Annotated in this window: 25 protein-coding genes; 11 read left to right on the forward strand and 14 right to left on the reverse strand. The window is 36.5% G+C overall.

Annotation, left to right across the window (positions count from 1 at the left end):
- The first annotated feature begins 11 nt into the window (after nucleotides 1-11).
- The 3 genes from rnpA (at nucleotide 12) to tsaB (ending at nucleotide 1,410) form a co-directional block, all read left to right on the forward strand.
- Entirely contained in the window at nucleotides 12-395 is a 384-nt protein-coding gene (gene rnpA / locus JN11_RS19700) for a ribonuclease P protein component (RefSeq protein WP_144915348.1), read from the forward strand.
- Entirely contained in the window at nucleotides 392-634 is a 243-nt protein-coding gene (gene yidD, locus JN11_RS19705; RefSeq protein ID WP_144915350.1) for a membrane protein insertion efficiency factor YidD, read from the forward strand. The genes rnpA and yidD overlap by 4 nt, the downstream gene beginning before the upstream one ends.
- Before the next feature lie 89 nt (nucleotides 635-723).
- Complete coding sequence (gene tsaB / locus JN11_RS19710) at nucleotides 724-1,410, forward strand: tRNA (adenosine(37)-N6)-threonylcarbamoyltransferase complex dimerization subunit type 1 TsaB (RefSeq protein ID WP_144915352.1); 687 nt, start codon at nucleotides 724-726, stop codon at nucleotides 1,408-1,410.
- A gap of 28 nt (nucleotides 1,411-1,438) precedes the next feature.
- Here the strand turns inward: tsaB and JN11_RS19715 are convergent, their stop codons facing one another.
- Complete coding sequence (locus JN11_RS19715) at nucleotides 1,439-2,872, reverse strand: DUF5723 family protein (protein WP_144915354.1); 1,434 nt, start codon at nucleotides 2,870-2,872, stop codon at nucleotides 1,439-1,441.
- Nucleotides 2,873-3,000: 128 nt separating this feature from the next.
- Complete coding sequence (locus JN11_RS19720) at nucleotides 3,001-4,590, reverse strand: hypothetical protein (protein WP_144915355.1); 1,590 nt, start codon at nucleotides 4,588-4,590, stop codon at nucleotides 3,001-3,003.
- A gap of 135 nt (nucleotides 4,591-4,725) precedes the next feature.
- Here JN11_RS19720 and JN11_RS19725 point away from each other — a divergent pair, with 135 nt between their 5' ends.
- The 3 genes from JN11_RS19725 (at nucleotide 4,726) to JN11_RS19735 (ending at nucleotide 8,342) form a co-directional block, all read left to right on the forward strand.
- Nucleotides 4,726-5,118, forward strand: a complete 393-nt coding sequence (locus JN11_RS19725) for a DUF423 domain-containing protein (protein WP_144915357.1) — start codon at nucleotides 4,726-4,728, stop codon at nucleotides 5,116-5,118.
- Nucleotides 5,118-7,604, forward strand: a complete 2,487-nt coding sequence (gene priA, locus JN11_RS19730) for a replication restart helicase PriA (RefSeq protein WP_144915359.1) — start codon at nucleotides 5,118-5,120, stop codon at nucleotides 7,602-7,604. Before JN11_RS19725 ends, priA begins: the two co-directional genes overlap by 1 nt.
- Nucleotides 7,605-7,685: 81 nt before the next feature.
- On the forward strand, nucleotides 7,686-8,342 hold the full coding sequence (locus JN11_RS19735; RefSeq protein ID WP_144915361.1) for a protein-L-isoaspartate(D-aspartate) O-methyltransferase: 657 nt from the start codon (nucleotides 7,686-7,688) through the stop codon (nucleotides 8,340-8,342).
- Between the two features lie 6 nt (nucleotides 8,343-8,348).
- On the opposite strand, the gene smpB is transcribed toward JN11_RS19735, so the two are convergent.
- Genes smpB through JN11_RS19750 form a run of 3 tightly spaced genes read right to left on the reverse strand, consistent with a single transcriptional unit; the run spans nucleotide 8,349 to nucleotide 11,361 of the window.
- Nucleotides 8,349-8,798: an SsrA-binding protein SmpB gene (gene smpB / locus JN11_RS19740; RefSeq protein ID WP_144915363.1), complete on the reverse strand. Its 450-nt coding sequence runs from the start codon at nucleotides 8,796-8,798 to the stop codon at nucleotides 8,349-8,351.
- Between the two features lie 29 nt (nucleotides 8,799-8,827).
- Complete coding sequence (locus JN11_RS19745) at nucleotides 8,828-10,714, reverse strand: Nramp family divalent metal transporter (protein WP_144915365.1); 1,887 nt, start codon at nucleotides 10,712-10,714, stop codon at nucleotides 8,828-8,830.
- A complete protein-coding gene (locus tag JN11_RS19750; RefSeq protein WP_144915367.1) occupies nucleotides 10,711-11,361 on the reverse strand; it encodes a metal-dependent transcriptional regulator in 651 nt (216 codons plus the stop codon). The genes JN11_RS19745 and JN11_RS19750 overlap by 4 nt, the downstream gene beginning before the upstream one ends.
- Nucleotides 11,362-11,488: 127 nt before the next feature.
- Between JN11_RS19750 and JN11_RS19755 the strand changes: the two genes are divergently transcribed.
- Entirely contained in the window at nucleotides 11,489-11,959 is a 471-nt protein-coding gene (locus JN11_RS19755; protein ID WP_144915369.1) for an Lrp/AsnC family transcriptional regulator, read from the forward strand.
- 69 nt (nucleotides 11,960-12,028) lie between these two features.
- On the opposite strand, the gene ung is transcribed toward JN11_RS19755, so the two are convergent.
- Nucleotides 12,029-12,709 (reverse strand): uracil-DNA glycosylase, encoded by a 681-nt coding sequence (ung, locus tag JN11_RS19760; protein ID WP_144915371.1) that lies wholly within the window; start codon nucleotides 12,707-12,709, stop codon nucleotides 12,029-12,031.
- Nucleotides 12,710-12,781: 72 nt separating this feature from the next.
- Between ung and JN11_RS19765 the strand changes: the two genes are divergently transcribed.
- On the forward strand, nucleotides 12,782-13,333 hold the full coding sequence (locus tag JN11_RS19765; RefSeq protein ID WP_144915373.1) for a DUF2892 domain-containing protein: 552 nt from the start codon (nucleotides 12,782-12,784) through the stop codon (nucleotides 13,331-13,333).
- Nucleotides 13,334-13,375: 42 nt separating this feature from the next.
- Here the strand turns inward: JN11_RS19765 and JN11_RS19770 are convergent, their stop codons facing one another.
- Nucleotides 13,376-13,588, reverse strand: coding sequence for a hypothetical protein (locus JN11_RS19770; protein ID WP_144915375.1), 213 nt, complete (start codon nucleotides 13,586-13,588; stop codon nucleotides 13,376-13,378).
- Nucleotides 13,589-13,773: 185 nt separating this feature from the next.
- Nucleotides 13,774-15,495 carry a lysine--tRNA ligase gene (gene lysS / locus JN11_RS19775; RefSeq protein WP_144915377.1) on the reverse strand — a complete coding sequence of 574 codons (1,722 nt, stop codon included), beginning with the start codon at nucleotides 15,493-15,495 and terminating at the stop codon, nucleotides 13,774-13,776.
- 159 nt (nucleotides 15,496-15,654) lie between these two features.
- Between lysS and JN11_RS19780 the strand changes: the two genes are divergently transcribed.
- Entirely contained in the window at nucleotides 15,655-16,338 is a 684-nt protein-coding gene (locus JN11_RS19780) for an HAD family hydrolase (RefSeq protein WP_144915379.1), read from the forward strand.
- A gap of 69 nt (nucleotides 16,339-16,407) precedes the next feature.
- Here the strand turns inward: JN11_RS19780 and JN11_RS19785 are convergent, their stop codons facing one another.
- Nucleotides 16,408-18,321 carry an AMP-dependent synthetase/ligase gene (locus JN11_RS19785; protein WP_144915381.1) on the reverse strand — a complete coding sequence of 638 codons (1,914 nt, stop codon included), beginning with the start codon at nucleotides 18,319-18,321 and terminating at the stop codon, nucleotides 16,408-16,410.
- A 370-nt stretch (nucleotides 18,322-18,691) separates the two neighbouring features.
- Between JN11_RS19785 and JN11_RS19790 the strand changes: the two genes are divergently transcribed.
- Complete coding sequence (locus JN11_RS19790; RefSeq protein ID WP_144915382.1) at nucleotides 18,692-19,429, forward strand: nuclear transport factor 2 family protein; 738 nt, start codon at nucleotides 18,692-18,694, stop codon at nucleotides 19,427-19,429.
- A 63-nt stretch (nucleotides 19,430-19,492) separates the two neighbouring features.
- On the opposite strand, the gene JN11_RS19795 is transcribed toward JN11_RS19790, so the two are convergent.
- The 4 genes from JN11_RS19795 to JN11_RS19810 form a co-directional block, all read right to left on the reverse strand.
- Nucleotides 19,493-19,714, reverse strand: coding sequence for a hypothetical protein (locus tag JN11_RS19795; RefSeq protein WP_144915384.1), 222 nt, complete (start codon nucleotides 19,712-19,714; stop codon nucleotides 19,493-19,495).
- Nucleotides 19,715-19,920: 206 nt separating this feature from the next.
- Complete coding sequence (locus JN11_RS19800) at nucleotides 19,921-20,247, reverse strand: HesB/IscA family protein (protein WP_144915386.1); 327 nt, start codon at nucleotides 20,245-20,247, stop codon at nucleotides 19,921-19,923.
- A gap of 131 nt (nucleotides 20,248-20,378) precedes the next feature.
- Complete coding sequence (gene iscU / locus JN11_RS19805) at nucleotides 20,379-20,792, reverse strand: Fe-S cluster assembly scaffold IscU (protein ID WP_076378185.1); 414 nt, start codon at nucleotides 20,790-20,792, stop codon at nucleotides 20,379-20,381.
- 80 nt (nucleotides 20,793-20,872) lie between these two features.
- Entirely contained in the window at nucleotides 20,873-22,084 is a 1,212-nt protein-coding gene (locus tag JN11_RS19810) for an IscS subfamily cysteine desulfurase (protein WP_144915388.1), read from the reverse strand.
- A 104-nt stretch (nucleotides 22,085-22,188) separates the two neighbouring features.
- Between JN11_RS19810 and mce the strand changes: the two genes are divergently transcribed.
- Nucleotides 22,189-22,590 carry a methylmalonyl-CoA epimerase gene (mce, locus tag JN11_RS19815; RefSeq protein WP_144915389.1) on the forward strand — a complete coding sequence of 134 codons (402 nt, stop codon included), beginning with the start codon at nucleotides 22,189-22,191 and terminating at the stop codon, nucleotides 22,588-22,590.
- A 22-nt stretch (nucleotides 22,591-22,612) separates the two neighbouring features.
- Here mce and JN11_RS19820 read toward each other — a convergent pair whose 3' ends face one another.
- A complete protein-coding gene (locus tag JN11_RS19820; protein WP_144915391.1) occupies nucleotides 22,613-23,698 on the reverse strand; it encodes an NHL repeat-containing protein in 1,086 nt (361 codons plus the stop codon).
- Nucleotides 23,699-23,918 lie beyond the last annotated feature (220 nt).

A 23,918-nucleotide genomic window follows, 5' to 3' on the forward strand; every position in this document is an offset into this window, starting at 1 on the left:
ATTCAGCAACAATGTATACTTTTAAAAAAGAAGAACGATTATGTAATAAAAAGCTTATTGATGAGCTTTTTCATAACGGTTCTTCTTTTTTATGTTATCCCTTTAAAGTATCTTGGATGCTTGTGGGCGATGCGCAGCAGTTCCCTGTACAAATTGTACTTGCCGTTTCAAAAAAACGCTTTAAGAGCGCTGTTGATCGTAACTTGATAAAAAGACGCATGCGCGAAGCATACAGGCTTCACAAACAGCAATATTTGTATGATCAGCTAAATATTGCTGATAAAAAAATTGTATTATCGTTGGGTTATATTGGTAAAGAAATAACACCTTCTGATTTCACACACAAAAAAATGCTTAAACTTTTAACACAACTTTCTGTCGAAGTTGCTAAATGAAAGCTATTGTTAATATATTAAAGCTGATAATAGGCAGTATATTCATTATGCTGATAAAAATATATCAGTATTTTATCTCTCCCTTAACCGCCGCCGCCTGCCGTTACACACCGACCTGTTCACAATATGGAGTAGAAGCCATAAAAAAATATGGCGCTTTTAAAGGTGGATGGCTAACAATAAAACGTATTGCCAGCTGCAATCCCTGGGGTGGACATGGTCATGACCCAGTTCCTTAAATTAGAATTTACATTTATTTTAATAAGTCACAAGTTTGTTTGTCACAGGTTTGGAGGCTTAGGATATTAATAAATTAAGATTAAACACAATGGCTCTTATTTTACAAATAGAAACTGCTACAACGTCCTGCTCTGTTGCGATTGCGAAGGATGGAATTATTTTAGCTTATAAAGAGGCTAATGAGCGTAACACTCATGCGGAGGTTATTACGCGTTTTGTTGAACATGTAATTAATGAGGCGGGTGTAACTTATCAGCAGCTTGATGCTATTGCTGTTAGCTGTGGCCCCGGATCTTATACCGGCCTAAGGATAGGTATTTCGACAGTAAAAGGGTTATGCTATGCGCTTGATAAGCCGCTTATTGCTATAGAAACACTTGCTGCAATGAGTGATGGTGCAAAAAGAAACCGGGAGTATAATGATGATATGCTTCTTTGTCCGATGATTGACGCACGCCGTATGGAGGTTTTTACTGCTGTTTTTAATTCGGATGGAGAAAAGGTAGAGGCTACATCAGCATTAATTATTGATGAAAATAGCTTCAGTAATTTGCTTGTAGATAAGAAAGTGTTGTTTTTTGGTGATGGAGCAGAAAAATGTCAATCTGTTTTAAGCTCAAACTCTAATGCCATATTTTTGAATGGGTTTATTAACTCAGCTGTCCATCTTTCTGAAAGAACTCTTGAAAAATTTGTCAATAGAGAGTTTGAAGATGTTGCTTATTTTGAGCCTTACTATTTGAAGGAGTTTATTGCCGGGAAAAAGGCTTTATAAATCAGCCTTTTCCCCGGGCGAATATTTGTTAATTATCTGTTTTAAATAGTCTACCCCAAAGGCGTCCTAAAAAGCCTTTGTCACCGTTAGGTATGGTGCTGGCGTTCATTGGATGTTCTATTATCGGGCCAAATTTAACAGCAAAGCCAAACGATACACTTGCACCAGTGTAAGCCGGATTGGCAGTTATGTCGGATGCGCTTTTATTAGCTGCATCATAAGCAAAATGACCTGTTTGGACTAATTTGTCACTGCCTATAAAAATTTCGAAGTTTGGAGTTTTATACATGAACTGGCCACCAACGTTAAATGTTTTCAAATCATCATAACTTGCAGTTAGTGTAAGTACATAATTACCGTATTGAAATGGGTTAACAAATGCACCGACAAAGCCTGTGTAAAATAATTCTTTAGATGCAATAAGTGTAGGTGAATATTTAAATCGGTTATCTTGATCTAACCAGTAACTTTTCATTACGCTTAATTCAGCATGTCCATCAATAGGGCTGGTAAAAGAACCTTGGCTGCCATTGGTATGTACTATTTTATAAATTTGATTGTAAATGCTGTCTTCCCTGGCCGGTGTTGATAAGCCTTTTATAGTTTCAGTACCATTAAAGTTATAAATACCAGAGTATTGGCTCCAATGAATAAAGCCTAAGTCTTTTACATTTGCCTGGATTGTAAAACCATCATCTGTTTTGTACATAGTTCCTACTGATATAGATGCACCAGGATTTCGGAAAGTAGGCAAATAATCACGTGCTACTAAAGGCCCAGCAGTATATCCTGAGTTGTAAGTCCCTTGCATAGAAACTGTTGCAGCGTCGTTTGCTTTGTCAAAAGTTATATTTGAGCTATTAACATCAAGCTTTTGATATTCAATACCAAGCAAGGCACTTAACTTAAAGCCTACTGAAAAGTTTTTAGTTACAGTTTCGCGATACGATAAACCAATTTGGTTGTAGGCTTGATAATAATAATTATTGTTTAAAATATTTGAATAGGTATTATTGGGGAAACTACCAGGTCCGTTAAGTGCTGCTATTGTTTCATCTGTAAATAGCCCACGTCCTTCAAATTTGGTTTGCGCAGAAAGACCTATTTCAACATTTCCATTAAGACTTGAAAACATTCTCAACATCAAAAAATAGGCATTGGCGTTAGCATTTACCAGGTTAGTTTTCCCCTGGCCTATTTGCAAAGCCTCATTGTAATAGGAATTTTTAAAAACACGACTTTTTAATGTAGCCTGAGCATCTCCACTAAGAAAAAAGTTTCCACCAAAGTTAGGGATAAACAAATTTGAAGCAAATAGCCTGCTTGTGTCCGGAATAAAGGCTGCTTGTGCAGGATTTTCAAAAGAATCGTATAATGTACCTGTATTGTATTGTGAAAATTGCTGTGCAAAAAGTGGTGCCGTAAAAATCAAGAAGTAAAAAACAAGTAAAATTTTTTTCATATATTATAATATTCCTAAACTGATGTTATTTTTAAAGATAAAATTCCAAAACGATAATTGAAATAAGTGTAAAAAAATTACTTATTTAAACGCAAAAAAGCAATTTTTAGTTGTGGTTGAGTGATTATTTATTTTTTTCTGTCTGTTGTATCTGTATTTAGTTTTAAACATAAGTTGGTATAAAAATTTTTATCTGCGGAGGTTAACTGAATGGATAAAGCATAGAAATCTTTTAGGCCCGGTTCATTATTTTTAATATCCTCAGAAATATCGGTATTCATATCCCTGTCAAGTATAGGCTGTGTGTTTTTTAAGTTTACGCTGTATGATATGTTGCTCCGTTCGGTAAGCAGGTTTTCGAATTGATTAAATTGGTCACTCTTATTTAAAAACTTACGATTAACATAGATTTCATTATAGCTTTTTAGCTCGTTCATACTGTTCGCCAAAATCAAATAGTTATCAATAACAATAAAATATGGCCTTTTAAAAATATTAAGAGGATTACCCAATAAAAAAAATGGAAGTTTATCATAGTTGAGTTGCCCTGAGTTTTCATCACTCATGGTACTAATGGTACCTAATAATGATTTAATTTTTGTGCCATCTTTTACTCCAATAATGGCAAATTTTTCAAAATAACGGGTAGTAACTACTGCAAACTCGTTGGCTAACAGTTTGTTGAAGTCTTTTTTGAAATTGGTTCCAGTTTTAGCTTTTATTCTGTTTAACAACTCGTCTTTTTCTTTGTTAAAACCGTTTTTACTAAACCAGTCTGATAGATCGCTGCTAAATTTTATTGGATCAGATAAACCAAAGTTTACGCTGTAAGCTGTTGTTGATGGAAATATATCTTTTAAATGGTTTTCTACAGGTTGCTGGTTAATAAACAAGCTTAGATACCCTTGGGCTTCGTCCTGATTTATAATGGTTGATCCGTTAAACATTAATGCCTCATTCCTATAATTCAAGCTTAAAGTCGCCAGACCAGATAATTGTCTTAGTGTTTTAAAAATATCATTATTCTTATTTTGAAACAGGTGATCAAATAGTAATGATACTTGATTATAGTTGACATACAAATTTGCCAGGGAATTTGCGTTCTGTTGCTCAGAAAGTAGCTCGAAAGTTTTTTTATCTTGTGAGCTTTTATAGTTTAAACTATTATCTATAAGTTCTTTCGAGAAACTTCCGGAAAAAATATTGTCTTCCTTGTTTAGTACATAAAAACGTTTTTTTAATGAATTAATATAAATATTATATCCCTGCTTACCGGTAACTTTAATAGGTGTAACTACAAAGCCGCTATTGGGAGTTTTTGCCAAATCTTCTAATACTGAAGCGTCAAAACCATTAGATGAAGAGGTGGTTAAAATGATATCGAGGTTATTTGCCTGAGTAGGATGTACGGAAATAAACAGATTTTGACCGGCAAAGTATTTCTCCAAAGACGGGTTTTGAATAATCAGGTGTTTTAATGTATCTAACTCATCAAGTTTTTGTTTCCCTATAATCGAACCAAATAATGGGTTGTCATTAAAAATACTGTAGAAACCTTTATCATTATTAAATTCAAATATTAGTGAAGCATTATCAGGAATGGCTTGCATAATCTGACTAGTACGCATGCCAGGCGGGTTTAAGTTTTTAAAATAAACAACCGTAACATACGCAGTAGCTAATATTAAAATTAGGGTAATAATAATTTGCTTTTTCATTGATGTCTGCCTTACAAAGATAATTTATTTCATGGTTCGTTAATTGAATGTGATTAACTTAACTTATTCCACATTCTGCATAATCAGCTCATAAACGTTCCCGCTATATTTGGTAACTTAGCCGCAGTATACTTTATGAAGAGAAAAATTATTATTACCGCTGCCATCTTTGGTGCATTAGCCGTTATTGCAGGTGCTTTTGGTGCACACGGATTACAAGGTTTATTAACCCCCAAATATCTTGATGTATGGCATACTGCTGTACAATATCAGTTTTATCATGTTTTTGCTTTGTTGTTTCTGGCAATAATTGTTAAGGAGAACAATAAAGCGGTAAATGCTTGCTACTGTCTTTTTACGCTGGGTATTATATTCTTTTCGGGCTCATTATACCTGCTTAGTTGCATTAAATTATTGGGTTGGGACTGGTTAATATTTATGGGACCAATAACCCCGATTGGCGGATTATTATTTATTGCCGGATGGATAGTATTGGCGATAACTGCATTCAGAAATAAAATAAATTAATGCTGGAGTTTACTCAATCACCGCATAACGACCGCGAAACACTTTTTGTTGAGGTAATCCTGCCTTTGGCAATAGCCAAAAACTATACCTATCGTGTGCCATATGAGATGAATGCTTCCGTTATGGTAGGTAAGCGGGTAGTAGTGCAATTTGGCAAAAGTAAATTATATACAGCCATAGTGGCTTCGATTGGTAAGCTTGCGCCAGAGAAGTACGAAGCAAAATATATTATTGAAGTGCTGGATGATCGCCCGGCCGTAACACATGAACAGTTGCATTTTTGGCAATGGCTTGCTGAATATTACATGTGTAACGTAGGCGAAGTGATGAATGCCGCACTTCCTTCAGCCTTAAAATTGGCCAGTGAAACAAAGATAGAGTTAAATAAAGGTTTTGATTTCGATAAATCAGCTTTGCATGATAAGGAATACTTGATTGTAGAGGCATTGGATATTCAGCCTGAGCTTACTGTGAGTGATATTACAAAGTTACTTGGGCAAAAAACGGTAATGCCTATACTTAAAGGCTTGTTTGAAAAAAATATCATTCATATTTCTGAAGAGGTAAGTGAACGTTACAAACCACGTACCCGTACATTTATTACGTTAAACCCGGTTTATAACAATCAGGAAAGTTTAAGGGAGCTGTTTACTATACTTGAAAAGAGAGCACCCAAGCAGGCCGATGCTGTTTTGGCTTATATTAAATTATCCCGTCATCAAAAAAGCATTTCCAAAACAGAACTGATTGAAGAAAGTGGCGCAGGCGCGGCCAGTATAAAATCGCTCGAGGAAAAAGAGATTTTTATTGCTGAGGAAAAAAATGTTAGTCGTCTATTTTATGAAGATGATGAGATTTATGAGTCGTTTGAACTGAGCGAGCATCAGCAAAGCGCATTGTTCCAGGTTAAAAAAGAATTTGATGATAAAGATGTGGCGCTGCTACATGGTGTAACTTCATCAGGTAAAACACAAATTTATATTCGGTTAATTGAAGAAATGATCAGTACTGGCAGGCAAGTACTTTATCTGTTACCTGAAATTGCACTGACCACCCATATTATAGAACGATTGCGCGTGTATTTTGGAGCAAATATTGGTATTTATCATTCCCGGTTTAATGATGGTGAAAGGGTTGAAGTTTGGCAAAAAGTACTGAATAATGAATACAAAGTTATTTTGGGTGCACGCTCATCGGTGTTTTTGCCTTTTAATGATTTGGGTTTAATAATAGTAGATGAAGAGCATGAAACATCTTACAAACAATATGACCCGGCCCCGCGCTATAATGCGCGTGATGCAGCAATATTTTTGGCCAATATGCACCAGGGAAAGGTATTACTTGGATCAGCGACTCCATCATTTGAAAGCTATTATAATGCCCGTATTCATAAATATGGCTTTGCAGAACTTACAGAACGTTATGGTGGAGTTAAACTACCTGAAATTGAAGTTGTAAGCATCAGTGAAGAAACAAAAAAGAAAACTATTCAATCGCATTTTACAAGTGTGCTGATGGGGGATATTAATCAGGCCATCAGCAATAAAGAACAGGTTATACTATTTCAAAACCGTAGAGGATATGCCCCTATATTAATGTGCAAAATATGTGCTTATACACCAAAGTGCATTAATTGCGATGTTAGCTTAACCTATCATAAAAGTAGCGGCAAATTGCACTGTCATTATTGCGGATACAAAGAAGATACGCCACAAATATGTCCGGCTTGTGGATCAACCCACCTGGAATATAAAGGTTTTGGAACAGAAAAGATAGAGGATGAGCTATCTATACTTTTACCCGATGCCAGGATTGCGCGGATGGATTTGGATACGACCAGGTCTCGTAATTCACTTCAAGCTATATTAAATGACCTGGAAGAGAAGAAAATTGATATACTGGTGGGGACCCAGATGGTTGCGAAAGGACTTGACTTTGCCGACGTTACCGTTATCGGGATTATTAATGCAGATAGTTTATTGAAGTTCCCTGATTACCGTGCAAATGAACGTAGCTACCAAATGCTATCGCAGGTTAGTGGCAGGGCAGGCAGAAGGGGGAAACAAGGAAAAGTAGTAATCCAAACCTATGATCCAGGCCACAGGGTAATTAAACAGGTTATTGAAAATGACTATGTTGACTTGTACCTTACAGAAATGGAGGAGCGCAGGAGTTTTAGATATCCACCATTTTATCGTATTATAAAGCTTGATATTAAACACAAGGATCCTGAAATTGTTCAACATCAGTCTAATTACCTTGCAAAAGAACTTCAGAAACAATTTGGTGAAAGAGTAATCGGTCCCGAACCTCCTTTAATTAACAGAATAAGGAACTATTATATTCAAAGTATCATGCTGAAATTTGAAAAAGACAGCATTTCTATAAGTAAAGCCAAAGCCATCATTCGTGATATAATAACTCAGTTTCAAACTACTAAACTGAGTAAAGGAAGTATTATTCAACCGGATGTAGACCCATATTAACACTATTTCGGATTAGGAAATAGAGGTGTGTTCAAAAGTATCAGGGGTAGATAACAAAAATCATATTAGTTTTGTGGCGTAATGGCTTATAAGTATATTGATAACTATCGCGAACAAGGGGCACGGAAAAAGCTGGTTGAAGAGTTAAGAAAAAAAGGAATAGAAGATGAAAGGGTGTTATTGGCAATTGGAAAAGTACCCCGCCATTTCTTTTTTGATGAAACATTCTGGAACCAGGCATATAAAGATATTGCCTTTCCGATAGGAGAAGATCAAACCATATCACAACCTTATACTGTGGCTTATCAAAGCCAACTACTCCATATTAATTTAGGCGACAAAGTGTTAGAGATAGGTACAGGCAGTGGTTACCAGGCTTGTATATTAGTAGAACTTGGGGCTAAGGTTTATACCATTGAGCGCCAGGAAAAACTCTACGAACGCACCAGTAAAGTATTGCCTTATATGGGCTATAAGCCTAAGTTTTTTTTAGGCGATGGTTCCCGTGGAATTGCTAAACATGCTCCCTACGATAAGATTATAGTAACCGCAGGCGCGCCAACCGTGCCGGATGAATTGCTAAAACAGCTAAAAGTAGGCGGTATTCTTGTTATCCCGGTAGGTGATCAGCAATCTCAAAAAATGGTTACCGTACTTAAAGTTGGCGAAAATGATTACGAAAAAATAGTATTGGATACTTTTAGATTTGTGCCTTTAGTAGGTGATAAAGCCTGGTAGATTAAATTATTGTTTCATCACCCGGCTTAGTTCAATCTTAGTATCCCGTTCTTTCATTGTTTCACGCTTGTCGTATGTCTTTTTACCTTGGGCAAGACCAATTTCTAATTTGGCGAAGCCACGTTCGCTAATAAATAGGGCAAGCGGTACAATAGTTAATCCTTTTTCTTCTCCACGTGTTTGCAGCTTCTTTAGTTCTTTTTTATTGAGCAGTAAAATACGGTCGCGTTTGGCTTCATGGTTATAAAATGAACCAAAGCTGTATTCAGATATATGCAAATTACGAACGTATAGCTGTTCATTTATAAAAGTGCAGAAAGCATCATTGATATTCGCTTTTCCCTGCCTGATGGATTTTATTTCAGTACCCAATAATTGTATTCCTGCTACGTATTTATCCAGAATATGGTATTCGAAATAAGCTTTTTTGTTTTTGATATATATATTCTGATCCATCACTGCCTCTTTTGCTGCAAATATGCAAATTATTTTTCTAGTGGCTTAACCACTAAAACAGGTACATTAACCATATGTCTTACAGAATTTACCGTTGTTCCAAAGATAAGATCTTTAATAGCCTTATGTCCATGCGACCCCATCACTATAAAGTCAATTTTTTCCTCATTAACAATTTTGGCAATAGAACTTGCTGCTGTTCCAAAGCCTATTTGCGCTTTTGCGTTATATCCAAGCTTAACTAAGGTATTGACATATGTATCTAAATTATCAGCATCGCTTTGAGTTTCGTGATCCAATACTTCTGTGCCATAATAACGGGCTCCTGCAGTTTCAACCACGTGGATTAAAGTGTAAGCTGCATTTTTTCCTCCCTGCATTATGGCGTTACGGATGCAATCGGTATCATTTTTTGAAAAATCAATAGTAACACCAATGTTATTGTAAATAATGGGGGTAAGATCTTCAATGGTTGTTGCCAAACCGTGAGGTACGCTTGCTGGCGTATCATAATGTTTAAAAAGCAATGGCCTTAAAAATACATAAATCAATAATAAGCCAATTCCTATTATTAGCGGTATTACCAAGGTATATATCCATACCGAAGAAGCAGGGAATTGTTTTATCCAATCGGCTAGCTGTTCAACTACTAATTTGGCGTTTAAGTAAACTATTAAAACCGCACAGGCCCATGCCAATATTTTAACCTTTAAACTAATAGCAAATTTCCCCATTCGTTTACGGTTAGAGGTGAAGTGTATAAGTGGTATAACCGCGAAGCCCAATTGTAAACTTAATACTACCTGGCTTAATATAATCAAACTACCAAGGCCAGTTTCGCCAAAATATATAATGGTGAAAACAGCGGGAACTATTGCCAGTACGCGTGTTAGCAAACGACGTAGCCATGGTTCAATACGAAGGTTGATATGGCCCTCCATTATAATTTGCCCGGCAAGTGTACCTGTTATAGTTGAACTTTGTCCCGATGCGATTAGGGCTATAGCAAATAATGTGGGTGCAAGTTTACCAAAAATATGCTCAAGCAACTTATAAGCATCCTGTATTTCAGCTACCTGAAAAAAACCATTCTTGAAAAATGCAGAGGCAGCTAATATTAAAATAGCTGCATTTACAACAAATGCCAGATTTAGCGCAATAACGGTATCAAACAGATTAAACTTAATCGCCGCTTTTATTCCTTTTTCGGTACGGGTTATTTGTCGGGTTTGCACCAGTGACGAATGCAAGTATAAATTGTGCGGCATTACTGTTGCACCGATAATACCGATAGCTATGTATAAAGCACTTCCCGATAAATTTCCAGGTATAAATCCTTTAACAATACCCGCTCCATCAGGACTTACAATAAACATTTCTATAAGGAAGGATAAGCCAACAATAAAAATCATTGACATGATAAAAACTTCCAGCTTGCGCATGCCTTTGTTCATCAAAAAAAGCATTAATACAGTATCGGTTATAGTGAGGGATACTCCCCAGATTAACGGGAGATGGAAAAGTAATTGCAAACCTATAGCCATACCTATAATTTCGGCCAGGTCGCATGCTATGATAGCAATTTGTGCTAGTAGGTATAAACAAAAGTTCACAAAACGAGGGTATGCATTTTTTGAAGCTTGAGCTAAATCTAATCCGCGCACTATGCCTAATCGGGCACTTAATGATTGCAATAAAAGTGCAATGAGATTAGATGCAAATAGTATCCATATTAAACGATAACCGAAAGCACTACCACCGGCAATGTCCGTGGCCCAGTTTCCAGGATCCATATAACCAACACTTACCAGGTAGGCAGGCCCCAAAAAAGCTAATATTTTTTTCCAGCCAACTTTATGCTCTGTTTTTATTGAATTATGAACTTTCCCTAATGATTGATTAGTAGCGTTACTCATATAGATACCAGTAGATTATTAGCCACTTCGCGGCTTATTTGTACTTTTTTGTTTTCCACTAATAAAATCACCGAATGGTCAAATTCAATGATATCAGTAATGGTTATATTTTTGCCTATCGTGAGGCCTTGCTTATCCAAGTACTGCAAAAAGGCGGTTGAATGATCTCTCACACCACAAATAACACCGCCATCGTTTATACCAAAAGATGAAACGGTTTTAAGATTATGGGCTTTAAATAACCCATTACAATCAGGTATAGGGTCGCCATGCGGATCGTATTTGGGATAGCCCATAAATTTGTCCAAACGATCTATCAGCTCATTGCTAGAGATATGTTCCATTTCTTCGGCCATTTCATGTACTTCGTCCCATTTGAAATTTAATTTCTCCACTAAAAAATATTCCCACAATCGGTGCTTGCGTATAATATTTATCGCAATTTTTTCTCCACTCGTCGTAAGACTTACGCCCTGATATGGGGTATAATTAATCAGCTCCTTGTCTGCCAGTTTTTTAAGCATATCAGTTACTGACGAAGCTTTGGTATTTAGCTGGGCGGCCAACTGATTAGTACTTGCAATAGCACCATTTAACGAAAGGTGATAAATAGATTTGAGATAATTTTCTTCAGCTAAAGTGTTCATTTAAGTAAATCTAATAATAAATTTAGACTTATCTAAATATTATTATTGAAAAATTTATTTCGGTTAAAGTAGTTTTTCGAAAAATTTTATTTTGCTGATTAACTAAAAGGCTATATTTGCCTGTAATATGGCTACCGAATTAGATAAAATAGATTTGCAGATATTAAAGATATTGCAAGAGAATGGGAGGATAACAAATCTTCAACTTTCTAACGAAATAGGGCTTTCGCCGGCTCCAACCCTTGAGCGTGTTCGTAAATTAGAAAATGCTGAATATATTAAGAGTTATCATGCCCTGGTTGATGAAGAGAAATTAGGATTGGGTATAAAAACTTTTATTCAGATATCGCTAGATTTTCATCAAAAAAACACCATCCAAACTTTTTTGGATGAAATACAAAATATTAAGGAGGTTACTGAATGTCACCATGTAACTGGTCAGTGTGATTTTTTGTTGAAAGTTTATGTTCGCGATATTAAATCGTATGAGCAGTTGATAATGGAAAAAATTAGTCGGATCACCGTGGTTAAAACTTTCCAAACTATGATGATAATGTCAACCAGTAAAAAAGAGCCGATAGTCCCTTTGGAGTATTAAGTTAATTATGCAGATGTGCAAATAATGATCTTTTGATCAACTTATTTGCACATCAGGCATTAGTATATGCTAATGTATTTGCCAGTTAATTGGCGTTTTCCCTTCTTTTTCCAGATAAGTATTTGCTTTTGAAAATGGTTTTGAACCATAAAATCCGCCCCGGTTTACTGACAGGGGAGAAGGATGGATAGATTTTATAATAAGATGTTTCTTTTCGTCAATCAAAACACTTTTTGATTGTGCATAGCTTCCCCACAAAATAAAAACAACACCGCTTTTTAGTTCAGATATTTTTTGGATCACAGTATCGGTAAATTGTTCCCACCCTTTTTTTTGATGCGAACCCGCCATGGAGGCTCTTACAGTTAAAGTTGCGTTTAATAATAAAACACCTTGCTCAGCCCATTCACTTAAATCACCGCTTTTGGGTATTTTAAAGTCGGAAATATCTGTAGCCAGTTCTTTATAAATATTTTGCAGAGATGGGGGAGTCGGGATACCTTTTTGAACAGAAAAAGATAAACCATGTGCCTGATTAGGTCCGTGATATGGATCCTGACCCAGGATAACTACTTTTACTTTATTAAAAGGTGTTTTATTGAATGCATTAAATATATCGCTGCCTTTTGGATAAATTTTATATCCTGCATCTTTTTCGTCTTTTAAAAATTTCTTTAGCGATACCATGTATGGTTTGCTAAATTCATCTTCTAAAACTTCCAGCCACGATGGCTCTAATTCAATTGACATAAATCTTTATTATAATGTTGATTAAGCGTACAAATAAACGGATATTTGTATACTAATTTAGTATTACATAAGATGTCAAATTTAATAAGGTTAATTATTGCCTGTGTTGTGTTAGGTGCCGCAGTTGCACTTTGTGCTTTCGGCTTTTGGGGATGGGGGATTTTAGTGTTGTTTTTAGGCGGAATTGTGCTGTTAAGCTATTTCTTTAATGAAAACATGATTATTGCCCAATGGTTTTTGCGCAAAGAACAATCTGAAAAAGCTGAACTTTGGTTATTGAAAATAACCGATTATGAGAAACAATTAAATAAAGGTCAGCATGGTTATTATAACTTGTTGATCGGTTTGATTGAGTCACGTAAATCACCATTAAAATCAGAAAAATATTTTAAGAAATCACTTTCTTTAGGGATGAAAATGTCACATAATATTGCATTGGCTAAAATAAGTCTTGCAGGTATTGCTATGGCAAAACGTAACAAGCGCGAAGCGCAGATGTATTTGCAGGAAGCTACTAAAGATGATAAAAATAAGTTGCTTACCGATCAGATTAAAATGATGAAAGCGCAGATGGCGCAAATGGATAAACAACAGGTAGTTAGGGGCGGATATCGCCAGTTTTAATATAAAAAGCAGGGGCGCAATATAAAATTTATTGCGCCCATACTATTTCTCTTCCAGCGAACTGTAATAATCTGGTTCTGAAGAATGGTTTTGATTAGGTGCAATATGTCTTTCAGTGATAAAAGAACTTTCATCTGATGGGTTTGCAACCTCCACCATTTTTAATAAACTTCTGATAAATGATAAGTTAAAATTACTTCTGTTCAATTTTATCAGGTATTCGTTTTCCGTTATTTCAAGAATTGAATTTGTCATGGCCCTACTTATAAGTGTTTATTACAATTATAAGTAACATATTTAATAATAAAGTTTCAGCAGTTTTATCCTTTCGTTAATAAATTGTTATTGAAAGGCAGATTATTAGCCAATTATTATTTATTAAAAGGAAAAATATTTATAGGCGCAATAGAACATTACGCCTATAAATGAGATAAACTTAATTATTCAAACCAAGCCATTACCACTTCTTTAACCGGCATAGTAATATCCAGTTTTAATTTTTTGCGCATTCCACCAAGGTCATTGAATACTTTATTCGGGTTTGCTGCTTTCAATTCTTCAATGGTATTAAATCCCATTTTATTTAATACAGGCACCCATTCTGCAGGTACACCTATATGTATAAAATCTTCAGCAGTAACTACTTTTGCTTTTTTCTCAGGGCGCATCTGCGGGAAGAATAACACTTCCTGTATAGTGCTTTGATTGGTCATCAGCATCACCAAACGGTCAATACCAATACCTAAACCAGATGTAGGTGGCATGCCATATTCCAGAGCGCGTAAAAAGTCGTCATCCATTGCCATGGCCTCATCATCACCACGTCCGGCCAGTATCAATTGTTCTTCCAAACGCTCACGCTGATCAATCGGGTCGTTTAATTCTGAATAGGCATTAGCTATTTCTTTACCATTTACAAATAACTCAAAGCGTTCAACCAAACCTTCTTTGGTACGATGCTTTTTAGCAAGCGGAGTCATTTCAATCGGATAATCGGTAATATAAGTAGGTTGTATAAGATTAGCTTCTACTTTGGCACCAAATATCTCATCGATCAGTTTACCCTTGCCCATAGTAGGGTTTACTTCTATACCCAGTTCTTTACAGGTTTCACGTAAACCAACTTCGTCCATTGCTGAAACATCAATACCTGTATATTTCAAGATAGAATCATACATGGAAAGCTTTTCATAAGGGCCCGCAAAATTGATTTCGTTGCCACCGACCTGTACAACCGGAATGCCATGTACGGCACGGGTTACGGTTTCCAGGCACTCTTCAACCATAGCCATCATCCATTTATAGTCTTTATAGGCTACATAAATTTCCATGCTGGTAAACTCCGGGTTATGGGTACGGTCCATCCCTTCGTTACGGAACATTTTACCAAACTCATATACGCCATCAAAACCTGCAACAATTAACCGTTTTAAATATAATTCATTGGCTATGCGTAAAAATAAAGGCATATCCAATGTGTTATGATGGGTTGCAAACGGACGGGCAGCTGCGCCACCATGCACAGGTTGCAATATTGGTGTTTCTACCTCTAACCAGCCTTGTTTATTAAAGTAATCACGCATGCTGCTGATCACTTTTGTCCGTTTGATGAATATCTGTTTAAATTCGGGGTTTACAGTAAGGTCGACATAACGCTGACGATAACGTAATTCAGGGTCAGTAAATGCATCATGAATAGTGCCGTCTTCTTCACGTTTTACTACTGGAAGTGGCTTTAGTGATTTAGAAAGGACGGTCATTTCTTGTACATGTACCGAAATTTCGCCTGTTTGAGTTATGAAAGCATAACCCTTAACGCCTATGTAATCGCCTATATCCAGTAGTTTTTTAAATACAGTATTATATAAAGTTTTATCTTCATCAGGACAAATATCGTCCCGCTTAATATAAATTTGAATACGACCGGTTGAGTCTTGTAATTCAGCAAAGGATGCACTTCCCATAATACGGCGGGTCATGATACGGCCGGCAAGGGTAACCTGTTTATAATTATCCGGAAATTTTTCAAAGTTATCGTTAATGTCCTGCGCAAAGGCAGTAACCTTATATTCTTCTGCCGGATAAGGGTTTATCCCTAAAGCACGCAGTTGCTGTAATGATTCGCGGCGTAAAATTTCCTGTTCGGATAGTGCAATACTCATATTTCTAAATAAAGGTGCAAAAATAGTGATTAGTGACTACAGATTAGAGATTAGTTTTTAAAAAAGTAAGGATGATCGCAACAGCAAAAAGGAGAAAGTGTTCAGAATCCGCAATTCTATTAATTTGTCAAATCATAACAGGTATTATATCTTTGAATAATGAATTTGAAAGTTATTGCATTTGATGCTGATGATACTTTGTGGGTGAATGAGCCCTATTTCAGGCAAACAGAGGAACGATTTTATGAATTACTTGGTGAATATTCCTCTCAACATGAATTGGAGCGTGAGCTGCTTAAAATTGAAATAGCAAATTTATCCTTATATGGTTACGGTATTAAAGGTTTTATACTTTCAATGATAGAAACCGCTTTAACGGTAACCGATAACAATATCAGCACAGATGTTGTAGGGCAGATCATCGACTTAGGCAAGCAAATGCTTAACCAGCCTATTGAATTGCTTGATGGAGTTGAGGATGTACTGAAATCGCTTAAAGAGAAGTACCGTTTGGTAGTTGCAACAAAAGGAGATTTGCTTGATCAGGAGCGTAAGTTAAAGAAATCGGGGCTAAGTCATTATTTTCACCATATTGAGATTATGTCAGAAAAAGATGATGCCAATTATCTTAAATTGATAAAACACCTTGATATACAACGCTGCGAGTTAATGATGGTTGGAAACTCACTAAAGAGCGATATTCTGCCTGTTTTAAATATAGGTGGCTTTGCCATACATGTACCTTATCATATTACCTGGGCACATGAGCACATTGAAGATAGCATTGATAACGAAAGATTTAAAAGTGTTGATTGTATTAAGAGTGTACTTGAACTTTTATAAAAAAAACAGCCATTACATGAACGGCTACTGTACATTTTTAAGTAATAAAAAATAAATCCGAAATCAAAGTTAATCAGCCTCTGCTTCCTGCAAATACATTTCATCAATCTGGTCGGCGTATTTCTTTTCAATAACCTTGCGTTTCGCTTTTAAAGTAGGAGTGATTTCGCCTTCTTCCATGCTGAAAGGATTACGTTTTACTTTAAAGTTTTTGATGCGCTCAAATTTTGCCAGTTCGTTAGATTGTCTTTTTATATCCTGATTTATCCAGTCTACAATTTCTTTGTCTTCAATAAACAGGTCTGGTTTTTCGAAGTACTCATTAGATAAATTAAAGGTTTCCTGTAGTGTCTCTCTTGATGGCACTACAATAGCAGTAATGTATTCGCGTTTATCGCCTACTAAAAATATCTGTTCAATTTTAGGGCTTTTTAAATAGGTGTTTTCCACAGGAGTCGGGTAAATGTTTTTACCATAGGCATTTACCAGCATGTTTTTTAAACGATCAGTAATTTGCAGGTTGCCTCTGTAAAAACGGCCTATATCACCTGTATGGAACCAGCCATCCTTATCAATAACTGATGCTGTTTCTTCTGGTTTATTCCAGTAGCCTTTCATTACACAATGTCCCCGAACAATGATTTCACCTTCTTCAGATTCAAAGTCTTGTTTAAAGCTTTCGTGTGTTTGAATGGTATAAATCTTTAACGTGTCGTAATTCTGTATGGCTACTTCAATGCCCGGAATAATACGGCCCACTGTTCCGTAAATTATCCTGTCAGTTTCGGTTACTGACATTACAGGTGACGTTTCGGTTAACCCGAAGCCCTCTAACACTTTTATGCCTAAATCGCCAAAAAACTCACCAATGTTTTTAGGCAGGGCACCACCGCCTGATAACATGATTTTTAGGCGGCCACCGGTTTTTTCTTTAATTTTGCTGAATACCAATTTCTCAGCTATTTTATGCTGATTATTTAGTACGAGCCCAGGTTTTTTACCCTGCTCTTTCACCTCACGGTATTGTTTGCCAATTTTTAACGACCATGAAAATATTTTTGACTTTACACCACCGGCATCTGTTCCATTCTTCATAGCCTTATCATGAATCCGTTCAAGTAAACGCGGAACACAATTCATTACCGTTGGACATACTTCACCCATATTTTTAGCTAACAGATCTAAACTTTGTGCAAAGGCTATTTTGCAGCCTGTAAACAAGCATACGTGGTATGTTGCTGTACGTTCAAACACATGCGAAAGCGGCAGAAACGAAAGAAAAACATCATCCTTGTCAATAATCGGGATCTGTATTAAACAAACCCGCGCATTCTCTGTAAGGTTATGATGAGTAAGCATAACACCTTTTGGAGTTCCGGTAGTACCTGAAGTATAAATAAGGCATGATATATCTGAAGGAAGAATAGCCTCGCGTGCGCTATTGATGGCTGAAGTATATTTACTAACCATACTTAAGCCTTCTTCAATAACTTGCTTAAAGCCTACAACACCAGCGTTTAAACTCAACTTATCGGTCAGTTTTTCAAAGTCTTCAAATGCCGGGATTATACGGATAAGTGCCGGACAATTATTCGCTATTTTAACAACTTTCCGTAATAAAAAAGGATTTCCTACTAAAATGGTTTTAGCGGCCGAATCATTTAATATGTATTCAATTTCGGTTTCAGAAAGGGTTGGGTATATAGAAGTATTTACCGCACCTAATTGTTGTAATGCCTGATCATAATAAACATAGTCAGGACCGTTTTCAATAATCAGTGCCAGGTGGTCATCTTTTTTTATGCCAATTTCAAGAAACCAGGCCGAAATAGCATCGATTTTTTCAAGTGCCTGTTTGTAACTGATTTCAACCCAAACATTATTTACCTTATGGGTCATAAAAGTATGGGTATCCGGATGGATGTTTTTTACAACATTCCGTATTAGTGCCGGAACGGTTGATCTGTCAGTTGCAGTACTCATTAAAGTTTAATCAGGTTTTTATATTAGCCAACAAAGCTAAGTCTATTTTTTAAAAATTGAAAGTGTTATCCGCATGGTAAATTTATTATAGCATAGGTTTTTAAGGGCCATATCATAACACGAAAATGACTGAATGATTTATTTGCTTTTATGGCTTTTTATTACTTAAATTTAAAGCATAATTACTTTCACTACATATACAAAAAGGATTACTAAAAATCCGACCTGTTAAACAGGTTTATTGAATGCTGATTTCTTAATCGGTTAAATTGTAGTATTGCCCGTTTTCTGGGTATCTAATCAAATAAATTATTTAACAAATAGAATCTATGGGGTCAAATATGCCTTGTTCTATCAATTTGCATAAAAAATGGAAACTAAATCCAACAAAACAATAGTACTTGAATGTTATAGGAAAATAATCCGCGACCTAGATTTATCATTAGTGGATGAATATATCAGGGAAGACTATATTCAACATAGTCCTACTGTAAAAGATGGGAAGGCAGGGATATTAGAAATGCTTCATTTCTTAAAGAGTCTTCCGCAGCCAAAAGAGCATGGGCCATCACCAATTATCAGAACTATTGCTGAAGGTAACATGGTTGCCGTTCACCTCGACGTACAGTTTATGGGCAAAAGAGTGGCGGTGGTTGATCTGTTTCGCTTGCAAGAGGGCAAGATAGCCGAACATTGGGATGCAAGTATGATGCAGCCTGAAAAACAAGATGGTTTAATTATTATAACTAATGGAACGGCTGAAATAGATCAAAAGATAGATCCATCGGTGAGCAAAAAGTTAGTGAACGAATTTTATCAAATTGCATTTGGAAAAGGTGATCCAATTTTAGCTGATAGATATGTCGCTAAAAACTATTTGGATCATGATCCTGATGGTCGATTGCTCAAAGGATTGGACTATCTTGTTAAAATTCATCGCTTAATTGCTGAAGGCGATTTTGTTGTAGCACAATGTGAACTTATAAGTGCAACGGGTAGATATGCCAGTTATGATATATTCAGAATAGCCGGAGACAAAATTGTAGAGCACTGGTGTGTTGAGCAGGAAGTGCCGCAAACAATGGCTCATAACAACGGCATGTTTTAGAATGGAAAAGGCTGCCTGGAATGGCTATATTTCAGGCAGCCATAAAATAATCTGAAGTGAATTTTATCCATTCCAGTTACCACAAAGTTCTAGCCAGCCTTCCAAAGGAGAACATAGGGTAGTATGGCTGCTAACACAGCTTTCAAAAGTAGCATAGGAAGTGCTGAAATGGCCACAATTAGGATCACAGGACTCCCAAACGGTGGTGCAATCAACGTTGGTACTTCCGGCTTTAATTTTTGCCAGTTCATCACGGGTTAATGAAGATAAATTCAAATTTTTCATAACTGTTGAGGTTTGGTTAATTGTTACTTAATAATAAACTTATAGTTTATCTTGATAAAAAACAATAAGAACTATGAAAAACTTTTGAGATAATGCTTAGGCTCAGCTTATCAGCCTCATATCGATCGACAGAAATGATATAAAAAGAAAAAGAGGTGTTAACGTAACACCTCTTTTTCTTTTTATAGTAATTACTTAATAGCTCTTTATACAGAGAAACTTTCTCCGCAGCCACAAGTGCGGCTTGCGTTAGGATTATGGAAGTTAAATCCTTTACCATTTAAACCATCAGAGAAATCAAGTTCTGTACCGGCAAGATACAGGAACGATTTCATGTCAAGCGCTATACGAACGCCCTGGTCTTCAAAAAACTGATCGCCCTTCTTTATTTCGTTATCGAAATCAAGGTTATATGATAAACCAGAACAACCACCTCCCTGAACAGATACACGCAGAAAATAAGAAGCATCAAGCTCCGAATCCTGCATCAGGTGTTCTATTTTATTTTTCGCTTTATCAGTTACTGTTACCATGTTTGAGATTTGAGATTTGAGATTTGAGATTTGAGATTTTTACTTTCTCAAACAGCCAATTTCAAATCGGTTAATAAATAAATTGTTGGATGTAAGTGTCTCAATACTCATATCTAACATCTCGCATCTAATTAATGATGTACTTTTTCGCTTTCAATTGGCGCTAAGCCATTTTTTACGCGGAAATCATTAATAGCTGCTTTAATAGCATCTTCTGCTAATACTGAGCAATGGATTTTTACAGGAGGAAGAGCTAATTCTTCAACAATATCCATATTATCAATTTTCATTGCATCGTCAATGCTTTTGCCTTTAAGCCACTCTGTAGCTAATGATGATGATGCAATTGCTGATCCGCAACCAAATGTTTTAAACTTAGCGTCAGTAATCACGTTGTTATCATCAACCTGAATCTGTAGGCGCATAACGTCGCCGCATTCAGGTGCACCAACTAAACCAGTACCTACTTTGTGGCTGCTTTTATCTAAAGTGCCAACATTGCGGGGGTTAGTATAGTGATCGATTACTTTATCTGAATATGCCATTTTATTGTGTTTTTAATAGTCTGTTATAATTTTTAATAAATATCTAAACCCGATCCGCCTTTTGGCGGACTGAAGTTAAATTAATGTTCTGCCCACTCAATCGAGTTAAGGTCAATGCCTTCCTTAAACATTTCCCAAAGTGGTGAAAGTTCGCGCAGATGAGTTACTGATTTTTTAGTTACTTCAATAGCGTAATCAACTTCCTCATCTGTAGTAAATCTTCCTAAACCAAAACGGATAGATGAATGTGCCAGGTCATCACTCAAGCCCAAGCTTTTTAATACATATGAAGGCTCCAGAGAAGCAGATGTACAGGCTGAACCTGATGATACTGCTAAATCTTTCATCGCCATCATTAAGCCTTCTCCTTCTACGTATTTAAATGAGATATTAGCCACATGTGGTAAGCGGTGCTCAACGTTTCCGTTAACATAGCTTTCTTCTAGCACAGTTAAAGCCGTTTGTAATCTATCGCGCATTGCTGATAAACGTTTTGCTTCGCTTTCCATTTCCTGTCCGCACAGTTCACAGGCCTTACCTAAGCCAACAATACCAGGTACGTTTAAGGTGCCAGAACGCATGCCACGTTCGTGACCACCACCGTCCATTTGTGCAGTGACTTTAACTCTTGGACCTTTACGGCGAACATACAATGCGCCTACACCCTTAGGGCCGTATATTTTATGTGCTGACAAAGCAAGTAAGTCAATGCCGTCTTTATTAACATCAACAGGTATTTTGCCTACTGCTTGTACTGCATCAGTCATAAATAAAGCACCATATTTATGTGCTATGGCTGATATTTCTTTTATTGGCTGAATTACGCCTATTTCATTGTTACCATACATTACCGAAACCAAAATAGTATCATTGGTCATAGCTTTTTCAAGTACTTCCAGATCAAGTATACCATCTTCTTTAACAGGTAGATAGGTGACTTTTCCTCCTAATTTTTCAACATGTTTGCAGGCATCTAATACGGCTTTATGTTCAGTAACCGTGGTTATAATGTGGTTGCCTTTTTCTTTGTACATTTCAAATACACCCTTAATAGCAAGGTTATCTGATTCTGTAGCTCCTGAGGTAAAAATAATTTCTTTTTCACTGGCACCGATCAATTTGGCTACCTGCTCACGTGCGTAATCAACGCCTTCTTCGGCCACCCATCCGAAAGGATGGTTACGGCTCGCTGCATTACCAAATTTTTCGTTAAAATAAGGTAACATTGCTTCAAGCACGCGCGGATCCATTGGCGTTGTAGCATTGTTGTCTAAATATATTGGAAGCTTCATAGTCGTAATTATTAACAAAGCAAAGATAAGTAAAGTTTTTATTTAAAATCATTCAAAACAAGCTAAAAATACCTTATGATGATAAGAATTTACAATATTTGGACATGAACAAGATAGAACATATCGGTATAGCTGTAAATGACCTTAAAAAGGCTGTAATTACCTATGAAAAGCTATTAAATTCGCCTGTTTATAAAACCGAAGAAGTGGCTTCTGAAAATGTTATTACCGCCTTTTTACAATGCGGACCTAATAAGATCGAATTACTGGAGGCCACTGCCATTGATAGCCCGATAGCTCAATTTATTGCCAAAAAAGGGGAGGGGATTCACCATATTGCTTTTGAGGTTGACGATATTGTGGCCGAAATGGCACGCCTTAAAAAAGAAGGCTTTGTTTTATTGAATGATATCCCTAAACATGGAGCTGATAATAAATGGGTTTGCTTTGTTCATCCTAAAAGCTCGAATGGGGTTTTGGTGGAATTATGCCAAGAGATAAAGTAATTAAATATAATGGCAATAGAATCTATTGTTTTATTACAATTTTCCTGATTACATTATTTCCAAAATCACTGATATACAAATTGTTTGATCCGTCAGTAATTAGCCCGAATGGCTCGTCGAATGCTACCGTAGTTCCTGTGCCGTTAACAAACCCAACGGAGCCGCTGCCAGCAAAAGTAGTGACTGTATCATTGAGGGTAATTTTTCTGATCATATTATTTCCTACATCCGCAATGTACATATTACCTTTAGAATCCAATGTTGAGGCATAGGGCTCGTTAAAACTAGCTTTTAATATAGTGCCATTTTCAGACCCGACATAGCCACTTCCTGCGAAAGTGCCTGCTATACCTGAAGTGCTTACTTCCCTGATAAGATGATTTCCTTCATCTGCAACGTATAAATTACCTGCAGCATCAAATGTAAGGCCTTGCGGGGTGTTAAAACTTGCTGCCGTTCCTGTGCCATTTGCAATCGCGGCAAAACCACTTCCGGCCAATGTGCTCACTACACCTGTAGTAGAGATCATTCTGATTGAATTGTTTCCAGTATCGTTTACATAAACATTCCCTGCAAAATCTACTGCAATACCGTTGGGGTTATTGAAGGTTGCAGCTGTAGCGGTGCCATTTGTAGCACCAACAGCACCACTTCCAGCAAGTGTTGTTACCAAACCCGCTGTTGTTATTTTTCTGATCATGTTGTTTCCGCTATCTGCCACGTATAAATTGCCTGAGGCGTCAATAGCCAAACCTAAAGGATTCGCAAAACTTGCAGCTATTCCTGTCCCGTTTGCCGATCCTTTATTAATGTTTCCTGCAATGGTGCTTACCACGCCATAAGGGGTGATTTCTCTGATTTCATTATTCCCGCTGTCTGCTACATATAAATTGCCTGCTGCATCCATAATAATGCCCGCAGGGCCGTTAAAGCTTGCCATTAGGCCGATACTATCAGCCGATCCTGCATATCCGCTGCCAGCAAAAGTGGTGGTTAAGCCGTATTGAGAAGCTTTTGGCGGAATACTCTTTTTTGTACAACTGCTTGCAATTAATATTGGAAACGAGATAGCTGATATTGATATAAAGTGAGTAAAAGTAAATTTCATATTATTGAATATTTTAACAGGGGTAATTAATATAAAAAGGATAATGACTTAAGAATAGAAATGCCTGATCTATGCGTAAAGCACATTCTCTTATATTTTTCATGTATATTATTTAACGAAGCCCGGTGTTTTAAAATATATGGGCAAATGCAAAATGTTTGTTACCGATTGATAGTATTTTATGTATCGCAGGAAATGCCTTAAAGTAATTGTCTGATCG

This window comes from Mucilaginibacter frigoritolerans (genome assembly GCF_007830615.1).
Classification (GTDB): domain Bacteria; phylum Bacteroidota; class Bacteroidia; order Sphingobacteriales; family Sphingobacteriaceae; genus Mucilaginibacter; species Mucilaginibacter frigoritolerans.